At 61.7% G+C, this 8,597-nt stretch carries 6 protein-coding genes and 5 pseudogenes; 4 read left to right on the top strand and 7 right to left on the bottom strand.

What is annotated here, in order from left to right; genetic code table 11:
- The 3 genes and pseudogenes from NKH83_RS24645 to NKH83_RS24635 form a co-directional block, all read right to left on the bottom strand.
- A pseudogene (locus NKH83_RS24645) lies at positions 1-425 on the bottom strand (recombinase family protein); the annotation flags it as partial.
- A 3-nt stretch (positions 426-428) separates the two neighbouring features.
- Positions 429-1,052, bottom strand: a complete 624-nt coding sequence (locus NKH83_RS24640; RefSeq protein WP_352807929.1) for a recombinase family protein — start codon at positions 1,050-1,052, stop codon at positions 429-431.
- An 8-nt stretch (positions 1,053-1,060) separates the two neighbouring features.
- On the bottom strand, positions 1,061-1,492 hold the full coding sequence (locus tag NKH83_RS24635) for a hypothetical protein (RefSeq protein WP_352807928.1): 432 nt from the start codon (positions 1,490-1,492) through the stop codon (positions 1,061-1,063).
- 53 nt (positions 1,493-1,545) lie between these two features.
- Between NKH83_RS24635 and NKH83_RS24630 the strand changes: the two genes are divergently transcribed.
- Positions 1,546-3,603, top strand: a complete 2,058-nt coding sequence (locus tag NKH83_RS24630) for a recombinase family protein (RefSeq protein WP_352807927.1) — start codon at positions 1,546-1,548, stop codon at positions 3,601-3,603.
- 20 nt (positions 3,604-3,623) lie between these two features.
- Here the strand turns inward: NKH83_RS24630 and NKH83_RS24625 are convergent.
- Positions 3,624-4,043 (bottom strand): annotated as a pseudogene (locus tag NKH83_RS24625) (recombinase family protein); the annotation flags it as partial.
- Positions 4,021-4,203, bottom strand: coding sequence for a hypothetical protein (locus NKH83_RS24620; protein ID WP_031203903.1), 183 nt, complete (start codon positions 4,201-4,203; stop codon positions 4,021-4,023). The gene NKH83_RS24620 and the pseudogene NKH83_RS24625, both read right to left, overlap by 23 nt.
- 228 nt (positions 4,204-4,431) lie before the next feature.
- Here NKH83_RS24620 and tnpB point away from each other — a divergent pair, with 228 nt between their 5' ends.
- Complete coding sequence (tnpB, locus tag NKH83_RS24615) at positions 4,432-4,650, top strand: IS66 family insertion sequence element accessory protein TnpB (protein ID WP_084641913.1); 219 nt, start codon at positions 4,432-4,434, stop codon at positions 4,648-4,650.
- 244 nt (positions 4,651-4,894) lie between these two features.
- Positions 4,895-5,104, top strand: a complete 210-nt coding sequence (locus tag NKH83_RS24610; protein WP_023680898.1) for a hypothetical protein — start codon at positions 4,895-4,897, stop codon at positions 5,102-5,104.
- Positions 5,105-5,856: 752 nt separating this feature from the next.
- Here NKH83_RS24610 and NKH83_RS24605 read toward each other — a convergent pair.
- Positions 5,857-6,731 (bottom strand): annotated as a pseudogene (locus NKH83_RS24605) (MBL fold metallo-hydrolase).
- Positions 6,718-8,225: pseudogene (locus NKH83_RS24600) on the bottom strand (aminotransferase class V-fold PLP-dependent enzyme). The pseudogenes NKH83_RS24605 and NKH83_RS24600 overlap by 14 nt, the downstream one beginning before the upstream one ends.
- Here NKH83_RS24600 and NKH83_RS24595 point away from each other — a divergent pair.
- Positions 8,161-8,410: pseudogene (locus NKH83_RS24595) on the top strand (Lrp/AsnC ligand binding domain-containing protein); the annotation flags it as partial. The pseudogenes NKH83_RS24600 and NKH83_RS24595 overlap by 65 nt on opposite strands.
- Between the last annotated feature and the right edge of the window lie 187 nt (positions 8,411-8,597).

The raw sequence follows: 8,597 nt of genomic DNA, 5'->3' as shown, positions 1-8,597 counted from the left end.
TGGGCAAGCTGAAGCAAACGGGCGCGATCGACCTTTGGGCGTGTCGCCGACAGAGCCGACAGCTCCGCGATCCGGCGCTCCAGTGTGGCCACGCGGTCCAACGCATCGTTCCAGCGAGCCTCGAGTTCGCGTGCGACATGGCGCTTGGCGGGGTCGACCAGTTCGTAACGACGCCCGGCCAGCGAGGCATCGTATCGGGCTGCTTCCAGCTCCCGCTCGACGGCGGCAACGATGTCCTTTCGCGAACGCTCGGCCTGCTCCGAAGCAAAGATCGCGGCTTCCACGGCACGATCGGAGACGGCTTCTAGGATCTGCAGGGCGACGGCGCGATCAATCCGCAGACCGCCAATGCCGATGCACAGGCCAGCGCCGACATGGGCATCATCGCCGCGGCACTGGTAGCGATGGGCGTTGCCTTTCGCCATGCCCTAGAAGACGCGCATCATTCGTCCGCATCGCCCACAACGCATCAATCCCGTGAGCAGGGCGCGGCCTCCACGTGCAGATTTGCGCGCACAGTTCTTCTTCATATGCGCGTTCTCGAGCAGGAGCTTCTGATTCTCCTCGTATTCCTGCCAGCTGATGTAACCAGGATGATTGTCACGCAACAACACATGCCATTCGTCGCGAGACTTCCTGAAGCCGCTGGCCTTACGGGCGCGCCCCTCGACAATCCGTGTCCGCTGCGCCGTTCTGCCGAATGCGTAGGCGCCGCCATAAAGCGGATTGTGAAGAATCTGCATGACACTGTGGTAGGCGGGAGGCTTCCAGACGAGTTTGCAAACCTCGACATTGCGCCGGACCACGGGCATTTTAATGTCTGCCGATCGCAGCCATAAGAAGACCTGCCGCGCGCTGCCCAACTCGCGGAACTTCGCGAAGACCAGCCGGATGGTGTCGGCCACGTGCTCGTCAGGATCGATCTCGACCTTATCGGCCTCGCTCCAGCAGAAGCCTGGCGGAAGCATGAAGCGGAACTCCCCACGCTTGGCCTTGGAGTCACGGGCGGCGATGCCGCGCTGTCGCATCAGGCTCAGTTCGTATTCCGACATCGTTCCCTTCAGACCCGCAACACACTGCCCAGCAACAGCCGCTTGAAGTCGTTGTCCGGTATCCGCATCACGCGCATGCCGGCGAACGCCTCACGGTCTTGCGGCGTCTCCTTTACGCCGGTGACGCCCACTTCGTCGTCGAGCTGCCAGGCGGCGGCCGGCTCCTGCTGCCTGCATGGATGACCGAGACCAACGCGGCGACGCCGCCCATGATGGCCACGCCGCGGCTTTCCTTCGCCTGCCTGCGAGAGCTGCGCCAGCTCGTCGACGCGCAGGGCGTATCCTTGTCGCCATCGCTTGAAGCGATTCGCAACGATGGAGACGACGATGCAACAGCATGCCCAAAAGCGGCAACTCGATCTTCTCATGTTGGCGGCCGACGATGTCGTGCCCCGGTTGTTCGATCCAGTGAGGCGCGCGGAGATCGTGAGCCTGCTCAAAGCTCTCCTGAGCGATCGCCTCGCCCCGGTCAGAATACCGGAGGACACGGACGATGACTAAAATCACTGCCGATCACCTGGCGCGCAGCGCCTATGTCTATATTCGTCAGTCCACCCCGGACCAGCTTGCCAACAACCCCGAGAGCCGACGACGCCAGTACGCCCTGAAGACGCGCGCCCGCGCCCTCGGCTGGGAGAATGTGGTCGTCATTGACGATGATCTCGGCCGCTCGGGCGGCGGGACGGCGCGACCGGGTTTCGAACGCCTGCTGGCGGCGATCGGCAGCGGCGGCGCGGGCGCGGTCTTTGCCCTCGAGGCCTCGCGCCTGGCCCGCAACGGGCGCGACTGGCACACCCTCTTGGAGTTCTGTGCCCTGGTGGGCAGCCTGATCATCGATGAGGACGGGATCTACGATCCCCGGCTCGTCAACGATCGCTTGCTGCTCGGCATGAAAGGCACTTTCAGCGAACTTGAGCTGTCGACGCTGCGGCAGCGCTCGCAAGAGGCGTTGCGCCTGAAGGCAGCGCGCGGCGAACTGCACACGACGGTGGCGATCGGCTACCGGCGGGGCGCTGACGATCGCCTGGAACAAGACCCCGACCGGCGCATCCGCGAAGCGCTGTCGCTGGTGTTCCACAAATTTCGTGAGATCGGCAGCGTGCGCCAGCTCGTCCTGTGGCTGGGCCAGGAGGGGATCGACCTGCCGACCGCTGTCCATGGTCCTCAGGGGTGGACGGTGCGGTGGGGGGCGCCGCGCTACCACGCCGTCCATCGGCTGCTGACCAATCCGGTCTATGCTGGTGCCTATGTCTTTGGCCGCACCGCCACGCGCACGCGCGTCGAAGACGGCCGCAAAGTCGTCACCCACGGTGTCGCGCGCCGACGTGAGGACTGGGCGGTTCTGATCCGCGATCACCATGATGGCTATATCTCCTGGACCGAGTATGATCGCAACCAGACGATAATTGCCAACAATGCGAACATGAAGGGCACGATGGTCGCGGGCGCGGTGCGCAATGGCAGTGGACTTCTCGTCGGCTTGCTGCGCTGCGGCTGCTGTGGCCGCAAGCTCAAGGTGCTGCACCATTCACGCCGCGATGCGCGCTATGTCTGCGCTACCCATGTCGACCCGTCGACCGAGAAACGGTGTACCGTCTTCAGCAACATGCGCATCGATGCGGCGGTGTCGGCGGAAGTGCTGCGGGCAATTGCGCCGCTGGCACTCGAGGCGGCGTTGCAATTGATTTCCGATCGCAAGCAGGCCGGCAGCGAACGGCTGCGGCAAAGCGAGCTCGCCCTGGACCAGGCCCGCTATGAGGCGGCGCATGCGCGCCGGCAATACGACGCCGTTGATCCCGACAACCGCCTGGTCGCCGGCGAGCTCGAACGGCGATGGAATGACTGTCTGGCGGCGGTCGCCCGGCTCGAGGATCAGGTCCGGAGCTTGCGCAGCGAGCAGCCGAGCGCCCTAAACGAGGACGAACGCACGATGCTTATGGCGCTCGCAGACGACATGCCTGCGCTGTGGAACCATCCCGCCGCGTCCGTCGAGACGCGCAAGCGGATTTTGCGCACCGTGCTCAACGAGATCGTCGTGACGGCCGAGGCCGGTCGGCTGCACCTGGTGCTGCACTGGCAGGGTGGCGATCACACGCGGCTCGAAGTGGTGAAGAACCGGTCTGGCCAAAACCGCTACAAGACTGACGTGGCGACCGAGCAGCTGGTGCGCGAACTCGCCCGCCTTTTGCCGGATCACAGCATCGCCCCCGTCCTCAACCGGCTCGGCATACGCTCGGCCAGGGGACAGACCTGGACCCAGCTGCGCGTGCGCAATTTCCGCGGCGCGCATCGCATCCCGGTCTACCGCGAGGGCGAACGGGCCGAGCGCCACGAGCTTATCCTGCGCGAAGCCGCAAGCTGGCTCGGTGTCAACAGGATGACCGTCGTTCGCCTGATCCGGGATGGGCTGCTGCCGGCACGGCAGGTTTGCGCCGGCGCCCCCTATGTCATCTGCGAGGATGATCTTGCGCGGCCGGCCATCCGTCAGGCGATCGCGAAAGGTCGTCCAGTATCAGCCGATGCGCGACAACAAACCCTTTCTTTTCAATGAGATCACGAGGTACTGTATCATGTCACCGTCCCCTTCAGCCCAAGCAGCAGGCGGTCGTTGACGAGCCGCGGATCGTATGCGCCATCCGGATCGACGACCAGCGTGCCGGCCAGCGCGCACAAGTCAATCAGATGATGCCAGTCCCGTCCGTTACGCGCCAGTCGTGACGCCTCGATGCAATAGACCGCACCGACATCGCCGGAGCAGACCATGGCGACAAGCCGCTCAAAGCCGGGTCGCTGCATCAGGCCGGACCCCGAGCGGCCAAGATCGTCGTCGATCACCGTCACCGATGCAAAGCCGACCGCTTCTGCGGCTCCCGCCAGGTCATACTGCCGGCGCTGACTTTCCAGATTGCCCGTCACTTGCGACATGGTCGATTGACGAACGTAAACTACCGCCGAGCGGGCGAGGTGATCAGGCGTGATCTTCGGGTTCATCACCGCCTCCCTGATCCGCTTCGGCCGCCAGCGCTTCCAGCAGAAGGTCGGCCAATGTCTCGACCAGTCCCTTTGTGTTTTTGCCCACTGGCGGATGAGGAATTTGACGCTCCAGCTGCAGGATGAGCTGCGCGCGATTGTGATATCGGCTTCTTCGCACCGTCCCTCTCCTTCTTCCTTGAAGGGCGGGATTGTGCGCCTTGCTTGCGATTCGCGCCGAGCGCCGTCAGGACGATCGTCAACTCATTGAGACCCTCGATGCCGATTTCGGGTCGCCCGAGCGTCATGCCCGCGCAGTAGCCGGCGTCGAACATCCAATTCGGGAGTTCGCGGCAAAGGTCAGGACGCTCCTCCGTGTAGATGCACGTCAACGCCTTCCCACGACGAAATGGCGAAACCTGCAACGTGCTCCCAAACAACGGATGCCAGCGATAGGCAACCGTCGCAAAGCGGAAACCATATGCAGAATGTCGATAATTGCGGCAATCTGATCAAGATTATCTGGCATGATAGGCTCGGCATGTCGCTGTATGCAAAACGGCTCGAGAAGAGCCGGTTTCTTTGGCCGTCTCCGGCGGACGGCAAGGGCCAGCAATCTTCGAAGTGATGGAGTTTTTCGGCAACCGCGATCTTCTTTGGTGGCGGTGCCGAGGAGAAACAATTGATCGAACGGTTTCGCGAGATGCCGATCCGCGCGGTCGCTCCTGCCATGCCCTGGCTGTAACGCGGCTAACCCTGCCATCCATCCTGACATAAATGCGCCGGCAGCCGTGCTACGGTGAGAGCGCGGCCGGGCCGGTGTTACGGCACCGATCTGGCAGTCTGCCATGAAGTGAAGAGGAGAGTTCACCATGTCCAGGATCAATCGCCGCGCCTTGCTTCTCAACGCCGGCAGCGCCGTTATCGCCTCGACGGTTGCGGCAACAGCTCTCGCCACAGAGCCGCGACGCTGGGACCAGGAACCGTCCAGCGATCTGCGGGCGCTGATCAAAGCGCACAAGGCAATGTACACTGCGTTCGGCAAGGCGATCCACGAAATGGACTGCGGTCAGGGAAGGTGATCGCCGGGCCAAGGCACGATATCTTTTGAAGATCGAGGCGCGCGGTGAACTCGACTTGGCCGAGCATTTGCAGGCTCTTCTCCGCTCGACGATGTGGACTGGCATTCGCGTCGTGTAACTTAGACGTCCGCGCCTTAATGCGGCAAGACCGGTCGCATCTATGTTTGAGGGCATCGCGTTCAAACACCAAGAGCGCTAAGGGAGAACAAGCGGTGATTTTGGTGGGCGATCGCTATGATCGCTGCCCGGGTCGCCCGCAGTCAACTGTGCCGGCCATGGGAACGAGTTAGGAGCGCCAAATCCGGCTATTTAGTTGCGCGCGAGGAACATGAAAGCCGCGATCAGCCTTCGGTAGTTCCGGCCTGTCTGGAGCACCTATCAAATTGCTCTAGTCGACTGGAATCGCGCCAAATCACCAGTACATACATCGGCTACTTGAGGTTCGCCTCAAGCTTTTCGTCCCCAAAAGAATTACCTCCCAGGTGTGGCTCGATATCCGAAGGTTTATGATCCTATCCCACATCCGAGATATCCCCTCCGATCGATAATAGTGTTGCAGACGCGCCACCGCAATTGCTTGCCGCGATCACCTCCGAGAGCGCTCCGAGGATTGCTCATTCCGACGACGTACATCAATAGGGCGTAGCGAGGATCGACTCGCCTCCGCCAATCGGACCGAGCGTACACCCGATCAGTGATCCTGAAACCGATCGCGGGCAGGAACTGCTGGAGAGAGCCATCCAATTCGTCAACTAATCCCAGACCGATGCTGGCAGCGCGTCGAGCGGTATCCTCAGATAACGCCGGCCATTTTCCTCGACCTGAGGCAGTTCCCCTCCGCGGATATTGACCTGCAGGGCATGCAATATGAGTTTTGGCATTGGCAATGTCCTGTCTCGGGCCTCTCGAAGCCTGATGAACGTACTCCGACAATGACCGGCGACATGCGGGTTTTTCTCTTTCTGCTCCGCTACCGAACTCTCCCACAGAGCCTGGCGCCCTCCCGGCCTGTAGTCATGCCCGGTGAAGAGGCGCGTCCGGTCGGGTAGGCTCAAAACGTCCTGGATGGACTGCCACAGATCAGCTGCGCTGCCGCCTGGAAAATCTGCCCGGGCGGAGCCGCTATCGGGCATGAAAAGTGTGTCGTGAATGAACGCTGCATCGCCGATGACATAGCTATCGACGCCAAGGTGTGTCCTGGCGAGTGCATGACGCGCGCTTCCAGCTCGCCGATGTTGAAGGTCTCGCCGTCGCAAAACAGCCGATCCCATTGTGAGCCGTCACACGGGAGATCCGAGAAGTTATAGATCCGTTGCCAGATCCGCTGCACTTGCTTCACGCGCTCGCCGATCGCTGTCGGCACGCCGGTTTTCGCCTTGAGATAACCCGCGGCCGAAAAGTGATCGGCATGCGGATGGGTGTCCAGGATCCACTCGAGCTTCAAATTGCGGCTGTTGATGTAGTCGAGGATCGCGTCCGCATTTGTCGTTGCTGTCGAGCCAGACTTTTCGTCGAAATCGAGTACGGGGTCGATGATGGCGCATCTTCGTGAACTCGGGCATGCAACGACATGTTGGATGCTGCCCGTCCGTGCATCATAGAAGCCGGCGACTTCAGGCTGCTGCATGGGCGATGCCCTCGACTGCGGCTCGCGGGAAGAAGATCGCCCGGCCAGGATCGAGGTCGTAGTCATGCTCAAAGTCCGTTGCGTCGGACGCAATCTGCGCCAAGGCATCGAGTATGAACTGCACCTTCTCGTCCGGCAGCAGAACGCTGAAATTCAGCCGGGTGAATCCCGGCTTTTTCATTTCGTCGCCGGAGAGAATGGCTTGCCTGATTTCCTCGGACTGTTCGTCATCGATCGACAGCAGTCTGTGAACATACGGGCCGGCGCAGGCGCAGCCACCGCGCGCCTGGATCCCGAACCGGTCGCTTAGCATGCGCGTGATCAACTGCTGGTGGACGTAGCCGTCCTTTCCGTTTTTGATCCGGAAGGAAAAGATCGGAAGCCGCTGAGGATCCGATAGACCGAGGAGCTCCAGCCGCGGCAGGGCTTTCCATGCGCGAAAAGCACGACGCGCCAGCTCGCGATTGCGCGCTGTTATCGCGTCGAGTCCGATCGCATCTTTGACGATGAAGGCCAGCGCGGCTCGTATGTCGCCGATCACGTTCGGCGTGCCGGCTTCCTCGCGGGATTCCAGGCTGTCGCTGTAATCGTGTGTCTTCGGGGAGACAAACTTCACCGTCCCGCCACCTGGCCACGACGGCGTCTTCGTCGAAGATCCGTCGCGTCGAACGATCAAGATGCCGGAAGCGCCGGGGCCTCCGAGGAACTTGTGAGGCGAAACAACTATTGCGTCGATCTCGGCATCTGGGGCGGGCGACATGGAAATCGGCAGGTAAGGACCTGCGCTCGCATAGTCCCAGATCATCTTTGCGCCGGCGGCCTTCACGATGACGGTGATGGCCGCCACATCGCTGGTGATGCCCGTGACGTTCGAGGCCGCGGACATCGAGCATATCGTCAGATCTGACGACCCCCCGCCAACCGCGTCCTTGAGCTGAGACAAGTCCGGCCCGCCAGACGTATCCTCAGCGATTTCCACGATTTCTGCTCCGCTCTCGCGCCAGGGCAGAATGTTGGAGGATGCTCATAGGGACCGATAATGATCCGAGCGCGCTTGCCCGCTGCCACGGCTTCAGCGACCCCGAATAGCTTGACGAGGCGGTTGATCCCCGACGTAGCGCCGGAGCCGGTGAAGATCACGGCATGCCGTTCGGTGGCCCCGCAGAATTGACCGATCTGGGCGCGCGCTTCCCGACGCATGCGGGTCATGAAGCCTCCGCAATACGAGGCTTCCGTGTGGCTGTTGGCGTAGTACGGCAGGACCTCCTCAAGCACAAAGCGCTCGATCTGACGGAGTGCGCGGCCTGACGCGACATAGTCGGCGTACACCAAGTCCTTTTGCCCGTAGGGACCCACGATTTTCGCCGTCGATCCCACAAGCCCATCCCGGAGGTCGGCGGTCACGTCAGCCGTTTTCTTCAGCCCCTGGCGGAACCATTCCAAGGAGTGGAGTGAGGCGTTCCGTACCCATGTCGAACGGTTGCCGGAGGTGATCGATTTCTAATCGGATCGGAGGAGATTGGGACTACCTGATCAAGGTCGTGACACAAGGCATGTCCGGCTACGATGCATTCTACCAGAAACTGATCACGAACTTCGACCTGGCTACGGTGTCAGGCTTCTTTTCCATGGAAGCGATCATCAACAATCGTCCAGTGGATCTGACCAATCTGCGATAATGCGGCGCCTGCTGTTAGACACTTCGCCTTCATCGTCGCCAAGCCGTCGACCGTGGCACCACCAGGGTGAGGTGTCGATTACATGAGCCCGCAGGTCTGGCTGCGAGTTCGCCCCATCAGCTGTTTGCAGGCCTCAACTGAGCCTTGAGTTCCTCCGCCCTTGCTGCGCGGGTCCTGACGACGCTTC

Origin of the sequence: Mesorhizobium sp. M0909, assembly GCF_040319515.1 — a bacterium.
Lineage (GTDB): Bacteria > Pseudomonadota > Alphaproteobacteria > Rhizobiales > Rhizobiaceae > Mesorhizobium.
This window is presented reverse-complemented; position numbering and strand designations above follow the sequence as displayed.

Bases quoted from the DNA above. Each gene is read 5' to 3' on its own strand.
- NKH83_RS24640 (WP_352807929.1), bottom strand. From the start codon at position 1,052: ATGTCGGAATACGAACTGAGCCTGATGCGACAGCGCGGCATCGCCGCC.
- NKH83_RS24630 (WP_352807927.1), top strand. From the start codon at position 1,546: ATGACTAAAATCACTGCCGATCACCTGGCGCGCAGCGCCTATGTCTAT.
- tnpB (WP_084641913.1), top strand. From the start codon at position 4,432: ATGGCGAAACCTGCAACGTGCTCCCAAACAACGGATGCCAGCGATAGG.
- NKH83_RS24610 (WP_023680898.1), top strand. From the start codon at position 4,895: ATGTCCAGGATCAATCGCCGCGCCTTGCTTCTCAACGCCGGCAGCGCC.